Consider the following 22,512-nt stretch of genomic DNA (forward strand, 5'->3'; position numbering starts at 1 on the left):
ACGAACATCGGCAATGAATCATAACCTGTTCATAAATAGACAGCGTCTGCCTGATTGTTCAAAAACGGAGGGGACCTCATGCAGGATAGACGAACAATCAAAACAAAAAGAGCCATTCGGGAAAGCTTTCTTGAGCTATTACAAGAAAAAGAAGTGCAACAAATAACGGTATCAGAGCTCTCAAGGAAAGCAGATTTAGGCAGGGGAACCTTTTACTTGCACTATCAAGATGTGTTTGATTTATACGAACAGCTGGAGAAAGAACTATTCGATCAGCTTGGCGGGTTATATGATGAAACCTTTCCGAGTCAGGACCCTCTTGACATGCTTTCCTTTTTAAATAAAACCACAGAGTACTTGAAAGAGAATCAACATATGTTGACGTTATTTGTAAAACCAAATGGTCCCACGACGAATCAATTCAAAGCATTTTTTAAAGAAAAAATCATGAAAGAGTGGCGGCTTGTAGAGCGGCACATTACAGAGAAAGAACAAATTGAGGCTTCTTTTGTCGTGTCTGGTGTTGTTGGCGTACTTGAAGAATGGATTCATGAAGACATGACAATTGATGCCGGAAAGCTAGCGCACAAATTATATGAGCTTCTCGTCAAAGTGGAGCATGAATCGTAAAAGGTGGAAAGCCATATACCCTTTATCTTTTCTTTCTGATACAATCAAGAGAGAATATATGTTCTTATATAGGGTGAGGAGTGATGGGATTGAGTCAGCAAAGGAAGCTGCTTTTTTATGGGGCAATGAGTATCGATGGTTACTTAGCGAGAGAGGATCACCGGCTTGATTGGTTAATAGGGACAGAGGGCGAAGAAGATACAACCTATGATGACTTTTATGCGTCAGTTGATACGCTGATCATGGGGCGCAATACATATGAACAGGTTCTTCAGCTGTCACCAGATGAGTTTCCTTATGAAGGAAAGACTTGTTATATCATGTCACGTACTTTACAAGACAGTCTGAAAGGAACTCATATCATTCGCGAAGATATCCTCTCATTTGTGAGAAAACTTAAAAATGAAACAGGTCAGCATATCTGGATTGTCGGCGGCGGGGAACTGCTGCAATCTTTCATAAAAGCAGAATTGGTGGATGAGCTTTACCTTCAAATCGTACCTGTCATGATTGGGAGAGGCATTCCTCTGTTTTCTCCAGTGGATATGGAAGCCAAGTTTTCATTGAAAGAAGTACGACAATATAAGCAAATAGCTGAAATGCATTTTATCTTAAAACAAGAGGATCACTGACCAGAGGTGGTCTTTTTTTATGAAACAAACTCGTTGACAATAAAATACCCTAGTGTTAGGATAAATTTATCCTAGTTTTAGGATTTCTTGAAAAAGGAGTAGTTGCCATGGTGCAGCATGAACATGATTTAGACTTAAGGCTATTCCGTGTGTGGATGAAAGCCTATCAAGCTCTTTTTACAAATATCCAAAAAGACATTGAACGTTATGATATCGGATTTGAAAACTTTCAGATCCTTGAATTGCTCTATAGTAAGGGGCCGCATCCCGTCCAAAAAATCAGCGACATCCTGTCAATCCCAAGTGGAAGCATGACTTATGTCGTGAACAAACTAGAAAAACAAGGGCTCGTGAAACGGCAATGTGCGCCCTCTGATAAACGTGTATTTCATGTATGGCTGACGGAAAAAGGGAAGCAATTGTTTGACGATATTTTTCCTAAACACACAGATGTCATTTCACAAAACCTATCCTTTATAGAAAAAGAAGAAAAAGAACAGCTCATTGAATTACTAAAAAAAGTCGGGTTAGGTGCGAAACAACTTTACGAAAAGGGGAAACAAGATGACACTCAGCTTTGATACATTGGTACGTGAGAGACGATCCGCATCAAATTTTTTGCCTAATATCTCGATTTCGAGAGAAGCGCTTAACAGCATATTTGAAGAAGTCAAAATGGCACCATCTGCTTTTAACTTACAGCACACACAATATGTTGTCGTCCAAACAGAGGGTCTTAAAGAACAAGTAAGAGAAGCCGCTTTTGGACAATATAAAGTGCATTCCGCCTCAGCAGCAATTATTGTACTGGGAGACCCAAAGGCTTATCAGCAAGCGGGGAACATCTATGAAGGTTTGAAAATGCTTGGCATTTTAAATAAGCAGCAATACGAAGAAATGGTCAGAGAGACGATGAGCTTTTATGAAAAGCGAGGAGCGGATTTTCAGAAAGAAGAGGCAATCCGCAATGCTTCATTATCTGCGATGCTATTTATGCTCGCCGCCAAAAACAAGGGCTGGGATACGTGCCCAATGATCGGTTTTGACCCTGATGTCATGAAAAAGGTGTTAAACATCGAGTCGGATTTGGTTCCTGTGTTAATGATCACACTCGGAAAAGAAAAAGTAGAGAGCAGACAAGCGAGAGGCTACAGAAAACCAGTCTCTGAATTCGTAACATACTTATAAGATAGGGGGTTCCAATCATGGAACTAGGAATTAGTACATTTGTCGAAACAACACCTGATTTTCAGACAGGAAAAACAGTCAGTCACGCACAGCGTATTCGAGAAGTAGTCGAAGAAATTATTTTAGCAGATCAAGTCGGCCTTGATGTATTTGGAGTAGGTGAGCATCATCGACAAGATTTTGCTGCATCGAATCCCGCTGTCGTCTTAGCGGCTGCGGCAACACAGACAAAGAATATCCGTCTGACAAGTGCAGTGACAGTCCTTTCATCAGCAGATCCTGTTCGTGTATTTCAGGATTTTGCAACCTTAGACGGACTATCAAACGGACGTGCAGAAATTATGGCAGGTCGTGGTTCATTTATTGAATCATTCCCGCTCTTTGGCTATGACCTGGACGACTATGAAGAATTATTTGAAGAAAAGCTTGATTTACTGCTCAAATTACAGCAGTCCGAGCGTGTCACATGGAGCGGAAAGCATCGCCCAGCTATTCAAGATGTCGGCGTATATCCAAGACCTGTTCAAGATCCACTTCCAATTTGGATCGGCAGTGGAGGAAACCGTGATTCTGTCGTACGCGCTGGATTATTGGGACTGCCTTTAGTACTTGCCATCATTGGCGGAAGTCCTAGACAGTTCGCGCCACTTGTACAGCTTTACAAGCAAGCGGCAGTACACGCTGGACATGACCCAGAGAAATTAACCGTGGCGTCACATTCGCATGGATTTGTTGCGGAAGAAACAGATCTTGCAGCAGATCAATTCTTCCCTTCCACGCAGCATGTGATGAACACATTAGCAAGAGAGCGAGGTTGGGGCCCATATACTCGTTCTACATTTGATGCAGCGAGAACGTTAGAAGGCGCGCTGTATGTAGGAGATCCAGATGCAGTGGCAGAGAAAGTGATTCACCTTAGAAAAAATGTGGGAATTACTCGTTTTATGCTTCATGTACCGGTTGGTTCAATGCCGCATGATCAAGTATTAAAAGCCATTGAGTTATTTGGTAAAGAAGTCGCTCCTAAAGTAAGAGAAGAGGTTGCCCGCTGGGAAGCAGAGCAAGCATAACGAAAAAGGTCGATCAAGTGAATAGGCTTGATCGACCTTTTTGATGCTTAAGGATCAATAACACATGGTTTCACTGTAGGGCATGAAGCAGCAGAAGCAAGTGGTGTGGTCGTCAAGGTGAAGAGGAAAACAAGTTGAAAACAGATGAGCCATTTTTTCATGAAATCACCTCCGTTCACAATTGTTTGACGGAATGAGATGAGGAAAAAAGCATAGAAGTATAGAACACTCTCTGTCCAACATAAGACAATCATATCATAATTTTCAAAAAAATGAAAAAATAACTTATAAAAGGACTAATTTATGGTATGGTTAATATGTTCAACAAAAAAAGGGAGGGATTTTTTTATGAAAAAGGTCATGTCTTCTGTTTTGGTTGGAGCAATTGTCTTAACGGGTGCTGGGGTCACAACTGCTCCAGTGGAAGCAAAGGAACAAACAAAAAGTGAAATAACGGTTCAGGCAAGTCGAACTGTCTCAGAAACAAGAACGTATACGACATCAAACATCCCCTCAAGTATTACATATGCAAAGGATGGCTGGGTCGGTATTTTAAAACAATCGTCTATTGAAGAATTAGGATTAGGTAAATACAGAGTCACATTTACTGGAACGGTTGTACGTGATCCGGGATTTAATTAAATAAACGAAAAGCTGACAGGAGGACAAGCCTGTCAGCTTTTTTATTGTGGATAATAAAGAATCATTTGCAGCCTGACTATTTGTTCTCCAATTTGTTTATATGTATGAGTACGGTCTGCTTTAAAACGAATGGAGTCGCCGGTTTTTAAGCGATACTGTTCATCTCCAATGGATATATCAAGCGATCCCTCAAAAACGGTAATCAATTCCTCTGTCCCGCCAATGTGTTCATTTGCATGTAGCGACCCGCCAGGATCAATTTCTACTCGGTACACTTCAAATTTCCCTCGATCATCAAAAGGAAAAGTCGTATATACGCGATATCTCCCGTCATCTTCCGTTAAAATCTGTGCATCCTCATGGCGTACTACTTTGATTTCAGGCTGTGGTGCATGGATGAGCTCACTAAAAGATACCTTTAATCCATTCGCGATTTTCCACAAAGTCGTGATGGTAGGGGTTGATTCTCCTCTTTCAATTTGTCCAATCATGGTTTTGCTGACACCAGTTAATTCTGCCATCTTTTCGAGGCTTAATTTCTTTTGGTCTCTAAGAAGCCTCACATTTTTAGAAATAATCGATTGTACATCTTCCATGAAAAAAACTCCTTTCTCTATTTACTTTATAAAGACCAAACGTTACAATAAAGCGTAACATACGCAATAAAGTAATTAAAGTCTTAATAACGTACAAGGGAGGCGGCAACTTTGATTCTTTCTATGTTGATCTATGCTTTTGTGAGTAGCTTTACCCCAGGGCCAAACAATATCATGGCCATGGTGTTTACGAATAAATATGGGGTTAAGCAAACATTTCGTTTTTGTTTAGGTGTGGGTATCGGATTTCTCGTTATTTTGTGTTTGAGCTGCTTTTTTAATATCATTCTCTATCAAGTGATGCCGAAAATAGGCTGGGTCATGGCGTTCATCGGAGCTGCATACATGATTTATTTAGCGGTCAAAATCATGAAAAGTAAAGGCGGGGATGACGAAACACTTGATCGTTACAATCATTTTGTCCCTGGTATGATGCTGCAATTTATCAACCCAAAAGCGATTTTGTATGGATTGACCGTGATTTCAACATTTGTTTTGCCGTATGGACAATCTAATATGCAGTATGTCATATGGACGCTGATTCTTGCACTTATTGGTTTTCTCGGTACATTCAGCTGGAGCCTATTTGGCTCTTTGTATAAGCGTTTTTTGACTGCTTACGAAAGACCGTTCCAGTATGTCATGGGGCTGCTTCTAATATACAGTGCGGTTTCAATGGTATGGGGCTATGTCATGTAAGGTGTCAGAATCTTGGCCGCTGCCTGCCCATCACAACAGTATTGTAATAAAGTCCATCTGCCAGACGTTTATCATTTTTTAATACCCCTTCAATCAGAAAGCCATGGTGCTCATATAAGCGAATGGCTTTTTGGTTCGTTTCCAGCACTTCAAGTGATATCTTCTGAATGCCTTGCTGATCTGCCCAGTCAATAGAAGCGGCTAAAAGCTCTTTGCCAATGTGATAGCCCCAAACATCCTTTTGAATGGCGACGCCAAAAGTCACTTTGTGAGCAAAGCGTTTGAGTGAATGTCCCTCACATCTTGAAAAGCCAACAATGTCTCCTTCAATATCAGCGACCAAAAATAAATGCCTGCTTTGTTTGGTATCCTCTTGAATCAACACCTCAAAATCTTTTTCATGAAGAAAGGCTTCGCCTGGTTCACGGTCCAAATATTCTGTTTCACCATCAATTTTCAGCCTGAGCGCTGATAACTGCTTGGCATCGCCGATTGCAGCAGACCGAATACGGTAGGTCAAGTCACGAACAGTAAATATGTTTTCAGCGATAATCATAGAACACCAACCCTTCTTTTCGTTATGTCTATCATACCTGAAACGTGTACATAGCAGGTGAAAGCTTTTAAGCCTGTCTTATAAAACATTATTATTTAATCCAGCAGGCTCTGGCTGGATTCTCATGATTTAGACTGAGAACTTAAATAAGCTTCTCTCACAACTGTTAAAAAGTGCTCAGCGACGGTTGACGTTTCATCATGTCTCCATGAAACATATAAATTTACTCTTGGTGTCGTTTCTTGGATTTTTCTATAAACAACCCCTGAGCGTTTTACGCTTTCTACTGACGATGGAACGACAGAGATTCCCATTCCTGCAGCAACTAAATTCACAATCGTATGCATTTGAATAGCTTCCTGAACTACGTTTATACTTATGTTATTTTCCCAAAAGTAACTGATAATTAAATCGTAAAATGTAGCACCTAGATGACGCGGAAACATGATAAATGGTTCATTGGCTAATAAATGAATTGGAACTTTGGGAAATGAAGCTAAAGGATGGTTTTCTGGCAAAACCAAGCTTAATGATTCCTCACAACAGATTTCTGAGGTAAGTATCTTATTATTTTGGTTAGAACGAATAAATCCTATTTGAATTTCTTTCTTATGTAGTGCTTTTAACTGCTGTTCTGTAGCCATTTCACATAAGACAAGATGAATGTTAGGGAAACGTTCTCGAAACCTTTTAATAACATCAATCACCATATCAGTAGAATCAACGAAACCGATCGTTAAATGCCCTATTTTTCCGTCATCTGCAAGTTGTGTTGCTTTAATCGTTCTATCTACTTGAAGGAGCGTACGGCGGGCTTCTTCTAAAAATACTCTCCCCGAATCTGAAAGTTCAACCTGTCTTCTCGTTCTATGAAAAAGCGTAACACCTAACTGTTCTTCTAATTTGCGAATTTCTTGACTTAATGGAGGCTGTGCCATTTTAAGACGTTCAGCTGCTCGGCTAAAATTTAGTTCTTCAGCAACCATTATAAAATACCGTATTTGTCTCAAATCCATCTTTAAGCCCCCCAGTAAATTTCATACTTGCTTATTGTGTAAAATGTAATTATATAAAATATATATATATCTATCCGAATATATATATTATACATATTAAAGGCCTCTTTTTATAATGAAAGTATTCTTTCAAAAGGGGGACGTTGTTATGAAGTATAGTAAACTTGGAAATAGTGGATTAACAATTAGTAAACTTGCATACGGAAATTGGATTAATCATGGTGGTAAGATAAATGAAGAAACTGCCCATGATTGTGTGAAAGCTGCTCTTGATGTTGGTATTACGACGTTTGATACTGCTGATGTTTATTCAGACACCAAGGCTGAAGAGATACTAGGCAGGTCTTTAAAAGGGATCCGGCGTGAAAGCATTGAACTTTGTACAAAAGTATGTCATCCAACCGGTACTGGGAAAAACGATAGAGGATTATCACGCAAGCATATCATGGAAAACTGTCATGCCTCTTTGCGACGTTTACAAACGGATTATATTGATATTTACTATGCACACAGGTTTGATCCAACTACGCCTCTGGAAGAAACGATGTTAGCTTTTGCTGATCTAGTAAGACAGGGAAAAGTGAACTATATTGGTGTAAGTGAGTGGACAGCAGAACAAATTACTCGAGGGGCAGTGCTTGCCCGAGAGCTAAATGTTCCTCTAATCGCCAGCCAACCTCAATACTCCATGTTATGGAGAATCATTGAAAGTGATGTAATACCGACCTGCCAGCGTGAAGGACTTGGGCAGGTCGTATGGTCGCCTTTGGCCCAGGGAATCCTTACTGGAAAGTATCTCCCTGGAAAATCACTTCCGACTAATTCACGTGCTAACTCAACTGCTGGAAAACCTTTTTTTAAAAACCTTGCTCAACGCTGGATGAATAATAACACCTTAGAGGCGATCCAAAAGCTTAAGCTTGTCGCACAAGAGGTTGATCTTACTCTCGCTCAGCTTGCGATAGCATGGGTACTGCAAAATCAGAACGTTTCTGCAGCAATTATCGGTGCTTCTAGTCCAGAACAGGTGAGGGAGAATGCTTTAGCATCTGAGGTGAAAATTGAAGCTGAATTGATGAATCAAATTGATGAAATTCTAGGTGATCTGGTCGAGTACGATCAGAGTAAAACAGGTTAAAGCTTTTAAGTCTATCTTATAGATCATTATTTTTTAATCCAGCCGACCTTGGCTGGATTTTCTTGTTGCTGTTTTCATGGGATCGCACACTCAGATGTTTTGTATTTGTCAAAAAGGCTAAATGAATAGTATCAAATGTGGAGGTGGAACAAATGAGTGAAGAAAAAGGACATATGGATAAAGCAAAAGGAAAAACAAATCAAGCCAAAGGTCAATTGAAAGAGAAGCTTGGCGAAGCAACAGATCACCAAAAACTGAAGTCAGAAGGGAAAAAGGATCAAGCCAAAGGAAAGCTTCAAGATAAAAAAGGGGATTTGAAAAATCACCTGAACGAGTAAATTCGAATACAGGACACTGCTTAATGTCTCCCTCATGACATGTCTTTCATCAATAAAATGAATAGATGTGTGAAAAGAATTGATTATACGCGCTCACTATCATCATGTAGACTTATAACAGAAGACATGATCAAGGGAGATGGATGAGATGAAGCAAGTGTGGGAGAAAGTTGACGAGTATATCACAGATAAGTTGATTCCTAAAGATGATGTTTTGGAGCAAGCTCTTGCTCATAATAAGCAAGCAGGTCTGCCAGAAATTGATGTGTCACCAGCTCAAGGGAAAATGCTTTATTTATTAGCAAAAACTAAGAATGCAAAGCGTATTTTAGAGATCGGGACACTCGGTGGATATAGTACCATTTGGTTGGCGCGTGCTCTTGAAGAGGATGGAGAACTCATCACTTTAGAGGCTGTCAGCCACCATGTACAGATAGCGCAGCAAAACATCAGCAGAGCGGGATTATCGGAACGGGTGAGCATTTTGCAAGGAAAGGCATTGGATACGCTACCTCAGTTAAAAGAGAGGGGTGTGCTTCCATTCGATTTGATTTTCATTGATGCAGATAAACCGAACAACCCGAAATATCTAAAGTGGGCGTTGTATTTCTCTAAAAAGGGGACAGTCATTATTGCAGACAATGTCGTCAGAAATGGAGCAGTCCTTCATGACTTTGATGAGGATGAACGAGTGCAAGGAACTCGTGAATTTTTCAATTTACTCAAACAAGAGTCAAGAATAGAGGCTACGGCCATTCAAACTGTTGGGGAAAAGGGTTACGATGGATTTGTATACGGAATCGTAAAATGAAACAAAGCTTAACCACATGCGGTTAAGCTCAGGCTGTCGAGAAAATCTCGGCAGCTTTATTTTTTCCCTTAAATTTTCCACCACTCCATTTTATAATAGAGAAAAGCATTCTAAAGGAAGGTGTTTTTCTCATGTTCCACACTAGAAATTCTTCTCAGCACGAAGCCGAATTTGTATTGCTAGATCAACTGGTCGAAGAGGATCACCTGCTTCGTAAAATTGATCAGTACATTGATTTTTCATTTATCGTAGATAAAGTAAAACCCTATTATAGTGAAAATAAAGGTCGTCCTTCCCTTGATCCGCTTATTTTGTTCAAAATGATGTTTATCGGATACCTTTACGGTATCCGTTCTGAAAGACAACTCGAAAAAGAAATTTACTATAACATGGCGTATAGATGGTTTTTAGGTTTGAACATCAATGATCCCGTTCCCCATCACTCCACTATTAGTTGGAATCGTCGTACTCGATTTAAAAATACAACGATTTTTCAAGACATTTTCGATGAGATTGTGCTTCAAGCTATCAATCATGATATGGTAGGAGGTCGCGTTCTTTTTACTGATTCAACTCATCTTAAAGCCAATGCTAATAAACATAAATATACGAGAAAAACGATTGAACAAGATACCCAGAACTATATCAATGATTTAGAAGAAGCAGTCCAAGAAGATCGGGTGGCACATGGAAAAAAGCTCTTAAAGGTAAAAGAGGAGGTGAAAACAGAAAAAGACATTCGTCAAAGTATGACTGATCCTGAAAGCGGCTATCTATATCGCGAAAACAAGCCTGAAGGCTTTTTCTACCTAGACCACCGGACAACAGATATGAAGTATAATATCATCACCGATGCTCATGTCACGCCTGGAAATGTCCATGATTCTGTTCCATATCTTGATCGGTTAGATCACCAAATCGCACGATTTGGTTTTCAAGTAGAAGCTGTTGCGCTTGATTCAGGTTATTTGACAACACCAATTTGTAAAGGTTTATCTGATCGACATATTTTTGGTGTCATTGCCCATAGACGTTTTCATCCAACAAGAGGATTATTTGAGAAGTGGAAGTTTCAGTATGATTCTGAAAATGATCATTACATATGCCCAAAAGGTGAGAAGCTTTTATATACGACAACAGATCGAAAAGGTTATCGATTCTACAAATCAGATCCTAAAAAATGTGCATCGTGTCCTTTCCTTGAAAGATGCACAAGGTCGAAAAATCATCAAAGAGTCATCTCAAGACACATATGGGAAGAACATAAAGAAAAGATCAGACAGAATCGTCTAACTGTTTCTGGAAAAGAGCTATATAAAAAAAGAAAAGAAAAAATAGAGCGAAGCTTTGCAGATTCAAAACAACTGCATGGGCTTCGCTACTGCCGGTTAAGGGGGAAACAAAATGTGAGTGAGCAAGTTCTCCTCACAGCTGCGTGCCAGAACATGAAAAAGATTGCCACACACCTAGCGAAGCTAGGCTAGGTGTGTGGGAGGCCTTTTTCATTAAATCTCATCCATCATAATTACGATGAAAATAAAAAAGCCTGTAGAAAAACATGAGTTTCTCTACAAGCTGAGCTTAACCACATGCGGTTAAGCTTTTTCTTTTAGAAAAACCATCTGGCAGTCCCCATCAGCATGACGCCTACAAGAACAGTAAGTGACAAGCTCTTTGTCCAAACAGCGATCACGACAGTCGGAACCAAGACAGCAAGGTACATCCAGTGAATGGTGACACCTGTTGTGGTATGAATGAACAAATGCTCTGCAATCAAAGCCGTAAAGATACAAATGGGAATAAACGATAACCACTTAAGCACCACTTCAGGCAGCTCGATACTTCGAACAAATATAAAGGGAACGACCCTTGGAATCACAGTGACAATCATACAGCCGAGAATGAGCCACATCATAAAACTACTAATCATTTATCTGTCACCACCCCAATGGTTGCGACAATCATGGTGGCTAACAGCACAGCCACGTGTGAGGGAACAAAGTGAAGCAGGACAAACATCGCAACGACCATATACAAAACAAGTGACAGACGATGGGTTAACTTACTTTTAGGCACAGTTTGTAAAGAAAGAACCAGCAGTGCAGCAAACATAGCGGAAAGGGCAAAATCAAGACCCAGTGCTTCAGGATTTGAAATCCAATGTCCAAAAATGCCGCCAAGTACACAGGCAGCAATCCAGCACAAATAAGCTGTTATGTTCAGCCCGTGCATCCACCGGTTATTTAGCTTTCCATGCTGAGCTAATTTATTCATGGCTACGCCAAAGGATTCATCAGTCAGCAATAGACCGAATCCGATATTTTGTTTTAAAGAGTAGCGTGTAAAATGAGGGGCCAGCGTCAGACTGAGTAATAAATGACGCAGATTCACAATAAATGTAGTGAGAATAATAGCGGAAAGGGGACTTCCCGTGACAAGCAGTGCACAGATAATAAACTGTGAAGCACCTGCATAAATAAAGATTGCTAGAAGTGCAATGTCCCATAAGCTCAACTGTGCACTAATTCCAACAATTCCAAAGGCAAACCCGATACTCATATAACCAAGTAGGGTTGGCACACAATCTTTTATTCCCTCGAGAAATGGTTCATGTTCCGTGCGGGGAATAGGTTTTCTAGCTTCAATATCCAACGACCTCTACTCCTTTTCTGCATGACGACCTATAGTTTTAATTACTATATGAAAACGAATTCAGCATGTCAATAGCCGTTTATCTTCTATTATATGAAGAAAAAAGGTGCAAAAAGGATTGAAGTCAACCAGAATTTGTTATAAAGTATCAGAAAATAAAAATAATTGGAGTGACGACAATGCTGTGGAAACCTTTGTTTGAACATGATGTTCCAAATGCCCTCCGTCCATAACGGAGAGTGATCTCCGTTTGTGGATATGGTATTCAAAATATCCAATAACGGAGGGAAAATGATGAATGAAAAATATATAGGCGCCCTTTACCTAGCAATCGCAGCAAGTATTTGGGGCGGTATGTATGTTGTTGTCAAAGTCACAGTAGCGGTTGTCCCGCCACTTGAGCTCGTCTGGATGAGATATGCTATAGCAGGAATCGTTTTGGTGTTTACCATTTTGCGCTTGGGCTATTCCTTTCAATTAGATAAAAAAGATATCCCGCTTATGGTGTTGATTGGGCTGATCGGAAATTTCCTTTCAATCGTGACTCAAGAAATTGGGACGATGTATACCTCTGCACAAATGGGGGCTGTTATTACATCTGCAACTCCTGCGTTTATGGTGCTGTTTGCTTTCTTTCTATTAAAAGAAGCCATGACTGTTCGAAAGTGCGCATCCATCCTTCTTGCTACAGCAGGTGTATGGCTCATGATTGGTCCAGTTGCAGTACAGACAGATGAATTTGTTGGTGGTCTTTCATTGGTCTTCGCTGCTTTAACATGGGCGCTGATGTCTGTTTTGCTCAAACGTGTTCCAGGAAAGTACCCTCAGGTGGTGACAACCACGTATGCGATCATCATTGCATTCATTGTTTTAACACCGCCAGTATTATTTCGTTTACCTCACCTAGATGTGGAACAGATGACAAGGCCGGAGATTTGGGGCGGTATTCTTTATCTAGGTATCATCTCAACCGCTCTAGCATTCTTTTTATGGAATAGAGGGCTTCAATTAATGGATGCCTCAAGCGGTGGGCTGTTCTTTTTCTTTCAACCGATCGTAGGTGCCATTCTTGGCTGGCTGCTTTTGGGAGAAGAAATGGGATTACGCTCATTCATTGGCATTCTATGTATCTTCGCAGGTGTCTATACTGTGCTGCGTCAAAAGGAATAAAAGAAAAGAAGATGTCCCTTTTAATAGGGGCATCTTCTTTATAAATGAGAGATTGAGAGAGAATGGAGGGAAATAGGATGATACAATTTCCACAATTACAAAAAGGACAAACAATTGGTGTCACAGCACCGTCCTCAGGTGTACAGCCATCTTTGCATGACATGTTTCGGCTTTCATGCGAACGAATGGAAAAAAGAGGCTATGATGTCGTATGTGGAGAGACAGTCTGGAAGCAGGAAAAGGCGAAATCTGCCCCTGCCGTAGAACGAGCAAAGGAACTTCAGTACATGATGACATGTGATGAGATTGATCACATCATCCCGCCCTGGGGAGGGCAGCTTCTGATGGAAGTGCTAGAGCACCTTGATTTCTCATCAATGCAAAAAAAGTGGATTCTTGGTTATTCAGATACGAGTGCACTCCTGCTCGCGTTGACATTAAAAACAGGCATTGCTACTGCGCATGGGTCGAACTTAGTAGATCTAAGAGGAGAAGAGTTTGATCAAACGACTGCCATGTGGGAGCGAACACTTTCCGCAAAAAAGGAGACGGAGATAACCCAATTTTCTTCATCTATGTATCAAAAGGAATGGCAGCATGACAATCCGAGTAAACATGTCTTTCATTTAACAGAACCTACCGCATGGCATACAGTTGATCAACAAGAAATGACAGTGAAGGGAAGACTGATGGGTGGCTGCATTGATATTATACGTCACTTAGCAGGGACACCTTTTGGAGACGTCAAAACTTTTCAGAAAACATTCATAAAAGATGAACCAATTCTCTGGTATTTCGAAAACTGCGCATTAAATGCTGCAAGCGTGAAGAGATCGCTTGTTCAATTAAAACTAGCAGGGTGGTTTGATCACTGTTCAGGTATGATGTTTGGGCGAAGTGCAGTAGATGTGCCTGTTGAAGGGTATCATTATCAGGATGTATATGAAGAATTGCATAAGGAATTACAAATCCCCATTTTTTACGATATAGATTGTGGGCATGTCCCGCCGCAAATGACACTGATTAATGGCGCATATGCAGAAGTACAGTTGCAATCTCATGGCAAAGCGGTCTTAAAGCAAGCATTTTTATCATAAGAAAAGGAAAGGGGGGATCCCTTTCCTTCATATAACATTACATCCCTTTTGTTTCCTCACCTGCTTTTGGAACTTCCCAAGCAGATTCGCGGAATACTTTCTCCCATTTTGATACGACAATACACGCAACGGCATGACCTGGAACATTCACACCTGTTCGTGCCATGTCCATAATTCGATCGACACCGGCAATAATGGCGACGCCTTCTGCTGGGAGACCAACTGCATGTGCGGTTGCCAAAAGAACGACGAGTGAACCGGATGGCACCGCTGCAATCCCTTTACTCGTTAATACAAGAACAAGCATCATCAAAAGCTGCTGTGACAAACTCATGTCGACACCAAACGCTTGTGCAAGGAACACACAGGAAACCGATAAATATAAACTGGACCCATCACAATTGAGAGAAAGACCAGATGGAATGACAAAGGAGACAATTCTTTTCGGACAGCCGTATTTCTCCATTCGTGACATAAGCTGAGGAAGGACAGTTTCTGTACTTGTAGTAGAAAAGGCAACCAAGAACAAATCCCATATCATTTTTAACACTTCGAAGTAGTTAAAACGGAAGATCAGTGCGACTAGAGGGAACAAAGCAAAGAGAATAATGAATAATCCTAAAAATACAGTACCTACAAGCTTCATCATTGGGATTAATAACACAATGCCATATTGACCAACGGAAGCAGCCATTAATGCAAGCACTCCAATAGGTGCTGTCACCATGACCATCTGCGTTAGCTTAAACATAATTTGTGCCACTGATTCAAAGAAGGTGAGAACAGGAGCGGATGCCTTACCGATGCCGCTTGCGGCTACACCAAATAATATGGCGAAGAAAATGACAGCAAGTAAATCATTTTGTGCCATGACATCAACAATATTCGTTGGAATGATATCGAGTACCATTTGTTTAAAGTCGACGACTTTCTGCGTATAGCCATCTAATTCACCAATATCTTTCTTAGCTAATTTAGAGAAGTCGAGGCCAACGCCAGGCTTTAGAACATTAGCCAGCAATAGACCAATTCCTAGAACGATGGTTGTGATGACTTCAAACCAAATGATCGTCTTTAATCCAAGGCTGCCCATCTTCTTCATGCCACCACTGCCAGCTGCACCAATTACAATGGTAGAGAAAACGATAGGAACAACGATCATTTTAATCAATCGGATGAACCCATCTCCGATTGGCCTGAGGGCCATCCCGAAGTCAGGAAAGAAATGTCCGATAAGAGCTCCTATCACCAAAGCGATCATGATTTGAAAAGCGACGAACTTTTTCATCATCTCCTACCCCCTTTAAATGCTTGGAAAATTTTAAGAATTTTCCAATAAATAAAAATTCTATGTGACCATGTTTTGTCCTCTTTTGGATTTAGAAAGATTTTATTTAAGAATCATTAGAATTATGAAGGAAGAGAAGAAAATAGGGCTATCGCATCTCTATTTATCTAAGAAAAAACAACTTCTTAAAAAACATGAAACTTTTTTAGAAAAATGTATTGACCCTTTTGTATGATCCATGGTATATTTTTATTCGTCGCTGATGACGCATTTGAAAAAAGACATTCAAACACATGCGGCAAACAAATTTTAAAAAGATGTTGACTTGATAAAAACGATATGTTAAGATAATTAAGTCGCCTGATTAAGCGCCCGTAGCTCAATTGGATAGAGCGTTTGACTACGGATCAAAAGGTTAGGGGTTCGACTCCTCTCGGGCGCGCCAATGCAAACCACGCGGGTGTAGTTTAGTGGTAAAACCTCAGCCTTCCAAGCTGATGTCGTGAGTTCGATTCTCATCACCCGCTCCATTTTTTGAAATATGATCTTTGAAAACTAAACAAGACAAAACGTACCTGTTAATTCGAGTTTTTATAAAAAATCCTATGATGTTTCATAGGTAGTCAGTCAAACGCTGACGAGGCAGGAAATGATCACATGCTAAGTTCGCTACATCGTGTAGCAACGCATGTGTGATATGCATCCTGCATACCTCGGAGAGTTTGATCCTGGCTCAGGACGAACGCTGGCGGCGTGCCTAATACATGCAAGTCGAGCGAACAGAAGGGAGCTTGCTCCCGGATGTTAGCGGCGGACGGGTGAGTAACACGTGGGTAACCTGCCTGTAAGACTGGGATAACTCCGGGAAACCGGAGCTAATACCGGATAGTTCCTTGAACCGCATGGTTCAAGGATGAAAGACGGTTTCGGCTGTCACTTACAGATGGACCCGCGGCGCATTAGCTAGTTGGTGGGGTAATGGCTCACCAAGGCGACGATGCGTAGCCGACCTGAGAGGGTGATCGGCCACACTGGGACTGAGACACGGCCCAGACTCCTACGGGAGGCAGCAGTAGGGAATCTTCCGCAATGGACGAAAGTCTGACGGAGCAACGCCGCGTGAGTGATGAAGGTTTTCGGATCGTAAAGCTCTGTTGTTAGGGAAGAACAAGTGCGAGAGTAACTGCTCGCACCTTGACGGTACCTAACCAGAAAGCCACGGCTAACTACGTGCCAGCAGCCGCGGTAATACGTAGGTGGCAAGCGTTGTCCGGAATTATTGGGCGTAAAGGGCTCGCAGGCGGTTTCTTAAGTCTGATGTGAAAGCCCCCGGCTCAACCGGGGAGGGTCATTGGAAACTGGGAAACTTGAGTGCAGAAGAGGAGAGTGGAATTCCACGTGTAGCGGTGAAATGCGTAGAGATGTGGAGGAACACCAGTGGCGAAGGCGACTCTCTGGTCTGTAACTGACGCTGAGGAGCGAAAGCGTGGGGAGCGAACAGGATTAGATACCCTGGTAGTCCACGCCGTAAACGATGAGTGCTAAGTGTTAGGGGGTTTCCGCCCCTTAGTGCTGCAGCTAACGCATTAAGCACTCCGCCTGGGGAGTACGGTCGCAAGACTGAAACTCAAAGGAATTGACGGGGGCCCGCACAAGCGGTGGAGCATGTGGTTTAATTCGAAGCAACGCGAAGAACCTTACCAGGTCTTGACATCCTCTGACAACCCTAGAGATAGGGCTTTCCCTTCGGGGACAGAGTGACAGGTGGTGCATGGTTGTCGTCAGCTCGTGTCGTGAGATGTTGGGTTAAGTCCCGCAACGAGCGCAACCCTTGATCTTAGTTGCCAGCATTTAGTTGGGCACTCTAAGGTGACTGCCGGTGACAAACCGGAGGAAGGTGGGGATGACGTCAAATCATCATGCCCCTTATGACCTGGGCTACACACGTGCTACAATGGACAGAACAAAGGGCTGCGAGACCGCAAGGTTTAGCCAATCCCATAAATCTGTTCTCAGTTCGGATCGCAGTCTGCAACTCGACTGCGTGAAGCTGGAATCGCTAGTAATCGCGGATCAGCATGCCGCGGTGAATACGTTCCCGGGCCTTGTACACACCGCCCGTCACACCACGAGAGTTTGTAACACCCGAAGTCGGTGAGGTAACCTTTATGGAGCCAGCCGCCGAAGGTGGGACAGATGATTGGGGTGAAGTCGTAACAAGGTAGCCGTATCGGAAGGTGCGGCTGGATCACCTCCTTTCTAAGGATATATGGAGCAGCGTGCGTTTTCGTCTTGTTTAGTTTTGAAGGATCATTCCTTCAAAACATGTCTCTAGCGAGACAGGATTGTTCTTTGAAAACTAGATAACAATAAGTAATACATTCACATTGAATGCAATGCAAAGTTCATCACACATAGTGATTCTTTCTAAAGTAAGAAATGGTTAAGTTAGAAAGGGCGCACGGTGGATGCCTTGGCACTAGGAGCCGATGAAGGACGGGACGAACACCGATATGCTTCGGGGAGCTGTAAGCAAGCTTTGATCCGGAGATTTCCGAATGGGGAAACCCACTGCTCGTAATGGAGTAGTATCCATACTTGAATACATAGAGTATGAGAAGGCATACCCGGGGAACTGAAACATCTAAGTACCCGGAGGAAGAGAAAGCAAATGCGATTCCCTGAGTAGCGGCGAGCGAAACGGGAACAGCCCAAACCAAGAGGCTTGCCTCTTGGGGTTGTAGGACACTCTATACGGAGTTACAAAGGAACGATATAAGCGAAGAGGTCTGGAAAGGCCCGCCAAAGAAGGTAACAGCCCTGTAACTGAAATGTTGTTCTCTCCAGAGTGGATCCTGAGTACGGCGGAACACGTGAAATTCCGTCGGAATCCGGGAGGACCATCTCCCAAGGCTAAATACTCCCTAGTGACCGATAGTGAACCAGTACCGTGAGGGAAAGGTGAAAAGCACCCCGGAAGGGGAGTGAAATAGATCCTGAAACCGTGTGCCTACAAGTAGTCAGAGCCCGTTAAAGGGTGATGGCGTGCCTTTTGTAGAATGAACCGGCGAGTTACGATCCCGTGCAAGGTTAAGCAGAAGATGCGGAGCCGCAGCGAAAGCGAGTCTGAATAGGGCGCATGAGTACGTGGTCGTAGACCCGAAACCAGGTGATCTACCCATGTCCAGGGTGAAGTTCAGGTAACACTGAATGGAGGCCCGAACCCACGCACGTTGAAAAGTGCGGGGATGAGGTGTGGGTAGGGGTGAAATGCCAATCGAACCTGGAGATAGCTGGTTCTCTCCGAAATAGCTTTAGGGCTAGCCTCAAGGTAAGAGTCTCGGAGGTAGAGCACTGATTGGACTAGGGGCCCCTACCGGGTTACCGAATTCAGTCAAACTCCGAATGCCGATGACTTATCCTTGGGAGTCAGACTGCGAGTGATAAGATCCGTAGTCGAAAGGGAAACAGCCCAGACCGCCAGCTAAGGTCCCAAAGTATACGTTAAGTGGAAAAGGATGTGGAGTTGCTTAGACAACCAGGATGTTGGCTTAGAAGCAGCCACCATTTAAAGAGTGCGTAATAGCTCACTGGTCGAGTGACTCTGCGCCGAAAATGTACCGGGGCTAAACGTATCACCGAAGCTGCGGACTGTTCTAACGAACAGTGGTAGGAGAGCGTTCTAAGTGCTGTGAAGTCAGACCGGAAGGACTGGTGGAGCGCTTAGAAGTGAGAATGCCGGTATGAGTAGCGAAAGACGGGTGAGAATCCCGTCCACCGAATGCCTAAGGTTTCCTGAGGAAGGCTCGTCCGCTCAGGGTTAGTCGGGACCTAAGCCGAGGCCGAAAGGCGTAGGCGATGGACAACAGGTTGATATTCCTGTACCACCTCCTCACCATTTGAGCAATGGGGGGACGCAGGAGGATAGGGTAAGCGCGGTATTGGATATCCGCGTCCAAGCAGTTAGGCTGGGAAATAGGCAAATCCGTTTCCCGTGAAGGCTGAGCTGTGATGGCGAGCGAAATTTAGTAGCGAAGTTCCTGATTCCACACTGCCAAGAAAAGCCTCTAGCGAGGTGAGAGGTGCCCGTACCGCAAACCGACACAGGTAGGCGAGGAGAGAATCCTAAGGTGATCGAGAGAACTCTCGTTAAGGAACTCGGCAAAATGACCCCGTAACTTCGGGAGAAGGGGTGCTTCTTAGGGTGTTAAAGCCCCGAGAAGCCGCAGTGAATAGGCCCAGGCGACTGTTTAGCAAAAACACAGGTCTCTGCGAAGCCGTAAGGCGAAGTATAGGGGCTGACGCCTGCCCGGTGCTGGAAGGTTAAGAGGAGCGCTTAGCGTAAGCGAAGGTGCGAATTGAAGCCCCAGTAAACGGCGGCCGTAACTATAACGGTCCTAAGGTAGCGAAATTCCTTGTCGGGTAAGTTCCGACCCGCACGAAAGGCGCAACGATCTGGGCACTGTCTCAACGAGAGACTCGGTGAAATTATAGTACCTGTGAAGATGCAGGTTACCCGCGACAGGACGGAAAGACCCCGTGGAGCTTTACTGCAGCCTGATATTGAATGTTGGTACAGCTTGTACAGGATAGGTAGGAGCCTTGGAAACCGGAGCGCTAGCTTCGGTGGAGGCATCGGTGGGATACTACCCTGGCTGTATTGACCTTCTAACCCGCTGCCCTTATCGGGCAGGGAGACAGTGTCAGGTGGGCAGTTTGACTGGGGCGGTCGCCTCCTAAAATGTAACGGAGGCGCCCAAAGGTTCCCTCAGAATGGTTGGAAATCATTCGCAGAGTGTAAAGGCACAAGGGAGCTTGACTGCGAGACCTACAAGTCGAGCAGGGACGAAAGTCGGGCTTAGTGATCCGGTGGTTCCGCATGGAAGGGCCATCGCTCAACGGATAAAAGCTACCCCGGGGATAACAGGCTTATCTCCCCCAAGAGTCCACATCGACGGGGAGGTTTGGCACCTCGATGTCGGCTCATCGCATCCTGGGGCTGTAGTCGGTCCCAAGGGTTGGGCTGTTCGCCCATTAAAGCGGTACGCGAGCTGGGTTCAGAACGTCGTGAGACAGTTCGGTCCCTATCCGTCGCGGGCGCAGGAAATTTGAGAGGAGCTGTCCTTAGTACGAGAGGACCGGGATGGACGCACCGCTGGTGTACCAGTTGTTCTGCCAAGGGCATCGCTGGGTAGCTATGTGCGGACGGGATAAGTGCTGAAAGCATCTAAGCATGAAGCCCCCCTCAAGATGAGATTTCCCATTCCGCAAGGAAGTAAGATCCCTGAAAGATGATCAGGTTGATAGGTCTGAGGTGGAAGCGTGGTGACACGTGGAGCTGACAGATACTAATAGATCGAGGACTTAACCTATATTCTATTGTGAAGTTTGAACATTGTTATCTAGTTTTGAGAGAACATTCTCTCCATCAGGTTTGGTGGCGATAGCGAAGAGGTCACACCCGTTCCCATACCGAACACGGAAGTTAAGCTCTTCAGCGCCGATGGTAGTTGGGGGTCTCCCCCTGTGAGAGTAGGACGCTGCCAAGCTTGTTATTTATACTTATATCGTCGCGGGGTGGAGCAGTTCGGTAGCTCGTCGGGCTCATAACCCGAAGGTCGCAGGTTCAAATCCTGCCCCCGCAACCAAATTGGTCCGGTAGTTCAGTTGGTTAGAATGCCTGCCTGTCACGCAGGAGGTCGCGGGTTCGAGTCCCGTCCGGACCGCCATTTTTATGACTTGTAAACGAAAACGTATAGTTTCGTTTTTTTTTATGTCTTTTTCTTTTTATACGTATCCAAGATATATTGAATGGTTTTGTGTTTGGCTACATGTTATGTAAAAAGAAAAGATAGATCACTTCAACCCAGCCTGGTTTTTTCATACCAGGCTTTCTTTATATCATTTTTCATTGGAACTGAAACTCATATTGGCTTACACTATATTAATGATGTCTAACATCGTGTCTACTCAATCAATTGATTGCATGAAGGGACTGTCTTTTTATGGATGAATTTGATCTTATTCGCCGAATTACACCAACAGAAACACATCAGCGTTCTTTGGTTATGGGCATCGGTGATGATGCAAGTGTTTATCAACCTCATTCACATTGTGAAGAGGTCGTTTGTGTTGATACAATGGTGGAACATGTTCATTTTCGCTTTGATTTTTCCACACCTTTTGAGATTGGCTTTAAAGCACTAGCGGTCAATGTCAGTGATATCGCCGCAATGGGAGGAGCTCCAAAGTATTATCTTGTTTCAATTGCTATCCCGCCTCATGGTGATGAGACGGTCGTGTCAGCTCTTTATGAGGGAATGAAAGCATTGGCTGATACTTATCAAATGGATTTGATTGGTGGAGATACGGTTGCCACTCACAGTGACTTTGTCATTACAGTGACAGTCATTGGCGAGGTACCAAAAGGGAAAGCTTGTTATCGTCACAGTGCTCAGACAGGAGACATCGTCTTTGTCACAGGTGAGCTTGGTTCATCCGCTGCGGGCTTATCACTTTTAATGAACGAATTAGACTCTCCCAAGGCAGTCGACACAGCCTTTTTTCTAGAGCGTCATAAAAAACCTCAGCCTCACATTGCAGCTGGTCTCATTTGCTCAAGTTACCCGCGGGTCTCCTTAAATGATGTGAGTGATGGATTAGCGAGTGAGCTGAATGAGATAGCCGAAGCGAGTCATGTGACGATAGAGATAGATGCAAACAAGCTCCCCATACATCCAGATTTACCAGTCCTGCGTAAAGACTGGCTGGAATGGGTGTTATTTGGTGGGGAAGACTTTGTATTAACTGGTACAATTCCACAGGCTGATTGGGATAGCTTTGAGATGCAATGTAGAAAAAAAGACATTCAAGTCAAACGCATTGGACAAGTCAAAGATGATCAGGCCGCAAGCGTTCTATTAAAGGACAATGAACAGCAAACAATGTTAATGAAAAAAGGATATAATCATTTTAAGAAATGAGGTGAC

General features: G+C 43.3%; 20 protein-coding genes, 4 tRNA genes and 3 rRNA genes. 21 read left to right on the top strand and 6 right to left on the bottom strand.

Annotation, left to right across the window (positions count from 1 at the left end; genetic code table 11):
• Window positions 1-78 precede the first annotated feature (78 nt).
• From MKX52_RS02760 to MKX52_RS02785, 6 genes are all read left to right on the top strand, one after another.
• Entirely contained in the window at window positions 79-630 is a 552-nt protein-coding gene (locus MKX52_RS02760; protein WP_342491427.1) for a TetR/AcrR family transcriptional regulator, read from the top strand.
• A gap of 89 nt (window positions 631-719) precedes the next feature.
• On the top strand, window positions 720-1,262 hold the full coding sequence (locus MKX52_RS02765) for a dihydrofolate reductase family protein (RefSeq protein ID WP_342491428.1): 543 nt from the start codon (window positions 720-722) through the stop codon (window positions 1,260-1,262).
• A 107-nt stretch (window positions 1,263-1,369) separates the two neighbouring features.
• Window positions 1,370-1,843 carry a MarR family transcriptional regulator gene (locus MKX52_RS02770; protein ID WP_342491429.1) on the top strand — a complete coding sequence of 158 codons (474 nt, stop codon included), beginning with the start codon at window positions 1,370-1,372 and terminating at the stop codon, window positions 1,841-1,843.
• Window positions 1,827-2,450: a nitroreductase family protein gene (locus MKX52_RS02775; RefSeq protein ID WP_342491430.1), complete on the top strand. Its 624-nt coding sequence runs from the start codon at window positions 1,827-1,829 to the stop codon at window positions 2,448-2,450. Before MKX52_RS02770 ends, MKX52_RS02775 begins: the two co-directional genes overlap by 17 nt.
• 17 nt (window positions 2,451-2,467) lie before the next feature.
• On the top strand, window positions 2,468-3,520 hold the full coding sequence (locus MKX52_RS02780; protein WP_342491431.1) for an LLM class flavin-dependent oxidoreductase: 1,053 nt from the start codon (window positions 2,468-2,470) through the stop codon (window positions 3,518-3,520).
• 348 nt (window positions 3,521-3,868) lie between these two features.
• Window positions 3,869-4,162 (top strand): hypothetical protein, encoded by a 294-nt coding sequence (locus tag MKX52_RS02785; RefSeq protein WP_088000229.1) that lies wholly within the window; start codon window positions 3,869-3,871, stop codon window positions 4,160-4,162.
• Between the two features lie 41 nt (window positions 4,163-4,203).
• Here MKX52_RS02785 and MKX52_RS02790 read toward each other — a convergent pair whose 3' ends face one another.
• Window positions 4,204-4,758, bottom strand: coding sequence for an XRE family transcriptional regulator (locus MKX52_RS02790; protein ID WP_342491432.1), 555 nt, complete (start codon window positions 4,756-4,758; stop codon window positions 4,204-4,206).
• A gap of 111 nt (window positions 4,759-4,869) precedes the next feature.
• On the opposite strand from MKX52_RS02790, the gene MKX52_RS02795 reads away from it, so the two are divergent.
• Window positions 4,870-5,457: a LysE family transporter gene (locus tag MKX52_RS02795; protein WP_012009044.1), complete on the top strand. Its 588-nt coding sequence runs from the start codon at window positions 4,870-4,872 to the stop codon at window positions 5,455-5,457.
• A 4-nt stretch (window positions 5,458-5,461) separates the two neighbouring features.
• Here the strand turns inward: MKX52_RS02795 and MKX52_RS02800 are convergent, their stop codons facing one another.
• Together MKX52_RS02800 and MKX52_RS02805 are read right to left on the bottom strand one after the other, a co-directional pair.
• Complete coding sequence (locus tag MKX52_RS02800; protein WP_342491433.1) at window positions 5,462-6,013, bottom strand: GNAT family N-acetyltransferase; 552 nt, start codon at window positions 6,011-6,013, stop codon at window positions 5,462-5,464.
• Between the two features lie 122 nt (window positions 6,014-6,135).
• Window positions 6,136-7,029: a LysR substrate-binding domain-containing protein gene (locus MKX52_RS02805; protein ID WP_342491434.1), complete on the bottom strand. Its 894-nt coding sequence runs from the start codon at window positions 7,027-7,029 to the stop codon at window positions 6,136-6,138.
• Window positions 7,030-7,177: 148 nt separating this feature from the next.
• Between MKX52_RS02805 and MKX52_RS02810 the strand changes: the two genes are divergently transcribed.
• From MKX52_RS02810 to MKX52_RS02825, 4 genes are all read left to right on the top strand, one after another.
• Window positions 7,178-8,167, top strand: a complete 990-nt coding sequence (locus MKX52_RS02810; RefSeq protein ID WP_144468952.1) for an aldo/keto reductase family protein — start codon at window positions 7,178-7,180, stop codon at window positions 8,165-8,167.
• A gap of 152 nt (window positions 8,168-8,319) precedes the next feature.
• Window positions 8,320-8,505, top strand: a complete 186-nt coding sequence (locus MKX52_RS02815) for a CsbD family protein (protein ID WP_012009048.1) — start codon at window positions 8,320-8,322, stop codon at window positions 8,503-8,505.
• 148 nt (window positions 8,506-8,653) lie between these two features.
• The gene (locus tag MKX52_RS02820) at window positions 8,654-9,316 is read left to right on the top strand and encodes an O-methyltransferase (RefSeq protein ID WP_342491435.1); all 663 of its coding nucleotides are present in this window, start codon (window positions 8,654-8,656) and stop codon (window positions 9,314-9,316) included.
• A gap of 131 nt (window positions 9,317-9,447) precedes the next feature.
• The gene (locus MKX52_RS02825) at window positions 9,448-10,800 is read left to right on the top strand and encodes an IS1182 family transposase (protein WP_253602410.1); all 1,353 of its coding nucleotides are present in this window, start codon (window positions 9,448-9,450) and stop codon (window positions 10,798-10,800) included.
• A 125-nt stretch (window positions 10,801-10,925) separates the two neighbouring features.
• Here the strand turns inward: MKX52_RS02825 and MKX52_RS02830 are convergent, their stop codons facing one another.
• Window positions 10,926-11,246 carry an AzlD domain-containing protein gene (locus MKX52_RS02830; RefSeq protein ID WP_003214160.1) on the bottom strand — a complete coding sequence of 107 codons (321 nt, stop codon included), beginning with the start codon at window positions 11,244-11,246 and terminating at the stop codon, window positions 10,926-10,928.
• The gene (locus MKX52_RS02835; RefSeq protein WP_088000241.1) at window positions 11,243-11,968 is read right to left on the bottom strand and encodes an AzlC family ABC transporter permease; all 726 of its coding nucleotides are present in this window, start codon (window positions 11,966-11,968) and stop codon (window positions 11,243-11,245) included. The genes MKX52_RS02830 and MKX52_RS02835 overlap by 4 nt, the downstream gene beginning before the upstream one ends.
• Before the next feature lie 294 nt (window positions 11,969-12,262).
• Here MKX52_RS02835 and MKX52_RS02840 point away from each other — a divergent pair, with 294 nt between their 5' ends.
• Together MKX52_RS02840 and MKX52_RS02845 are read left to right on the top strand one after the other, a co-directional pair.
• A complete protein-coding gene (locus tag MKX52_RS02840; RefSeq protein WP_144470398.1) occupies window positions 12,263-13,138 on the top strand; it encodes a DMT family transporter in 876 nt (291 codons plus the stop codon).
• Between the two features lie 77 nt (window positions 13,139-13,215).
• Entirely contained in the window at window positions 13,216-14,235 is a 1,020-nt protein-coding gene (locus MKX52_RS02845) for a S66 peptidase family protein (RefSeq protein ID WP_342491436.1), read from the top strand.
• 37 nt (window positions 14,236-14,272) lie between these two features.
• Here MKX52_RS02845 and gltP read toward each other — a convergent pair whose 3' ends face one another.
• Window positions 14,273-15,523, bottom strand: a complete 1,251-nt coding sequence (gene gltP / locus MKX52_RS02850; RefSeq protein ID WP_034666069.1) for a glutamate-aspartate/proton symporter GltP — start codon at window positions 15,521-15,523, stop codon at window positions 14,273-14,275.
• A gap of 368 nt (window positions 15,524-15,891) precedes the next feature.
• On the opposite strand from gltP, the gene MKX52_RS02855 reads away from it, so the two are divergent.
• From MKX52_RS02855 to thiL, 8 genes are all read left to right on the top strand, one after another.
• Window positions 15,892-15,968 (top strand) — tRNA-Arg (locus tag MKX52_RS02855).
• A gap of 11 nt (window positions 15,969-15,979) precedes the next feature.
• Window positions 15,980-16,053 (top strand) — tRNA-Gly (locus MKX52_RS02860).
• Window positions 16,054-16,233: 180 nt separating this feature from the next.
• Window positions 16,234-17,782 (top strand): 16S ribosomal RNA (locus MKX52_RS02865).
• 182 nt (window positions 17,783-17,964) lie between these two features.
• Window positions 17,965-20,895 (top strand): 23S ribosomal RNA (locus MKX52_RS02870).
• Between the two features lie 61 nt (window positions 20,896-20,956).
• Window positions 20,957-21,072 (top strand): 5S ribosomal RNA (gene rrf, locus MKX52_RS02875).
• The 16S, 23S and 5S rRNA genes sit together here with 4 tRNA genes alongside, the layout of an rRNA operon.
• A 22-nt stretch (window positions 21,073-21,094) precedes the next feature.
• Window positions 21,095-21,171, top strand: a tRNA-Met gene (locus tag MKX52_RS02880).
• 4 nt (window positions 21,172-21,175) lie between these two features.
• Window positions 21,176-21,252: transfer RNA gene (locus MKX52_RS02885), tRNA-Asp, on the top strand.
• Between the two features lie 276 nt (window positions 21,253-21,528).
• Window positions 21,529-22,506, top strand: a complete 978-nt coding sequence (gene thiL / locus MKX52_RS02890) for a thiamine-phosphate kinase (RefSeq protein WP_342491437.1) — start codon at window positions 21,529-21,531, stop codon at window positions 22,504-22,506.
• Window positions 22,507-22,512 lie beyond the last annotated feature (6 nt).

Source organism: Bacillus sp. FSL R5-0422, from assembly GCF_038610765.1.
Classification (GTDB): Bacteria; Bacillota; Bacilli; order Bacillales; family Bacillaceae; genus Bacillus; species Bacillus pumilus_O.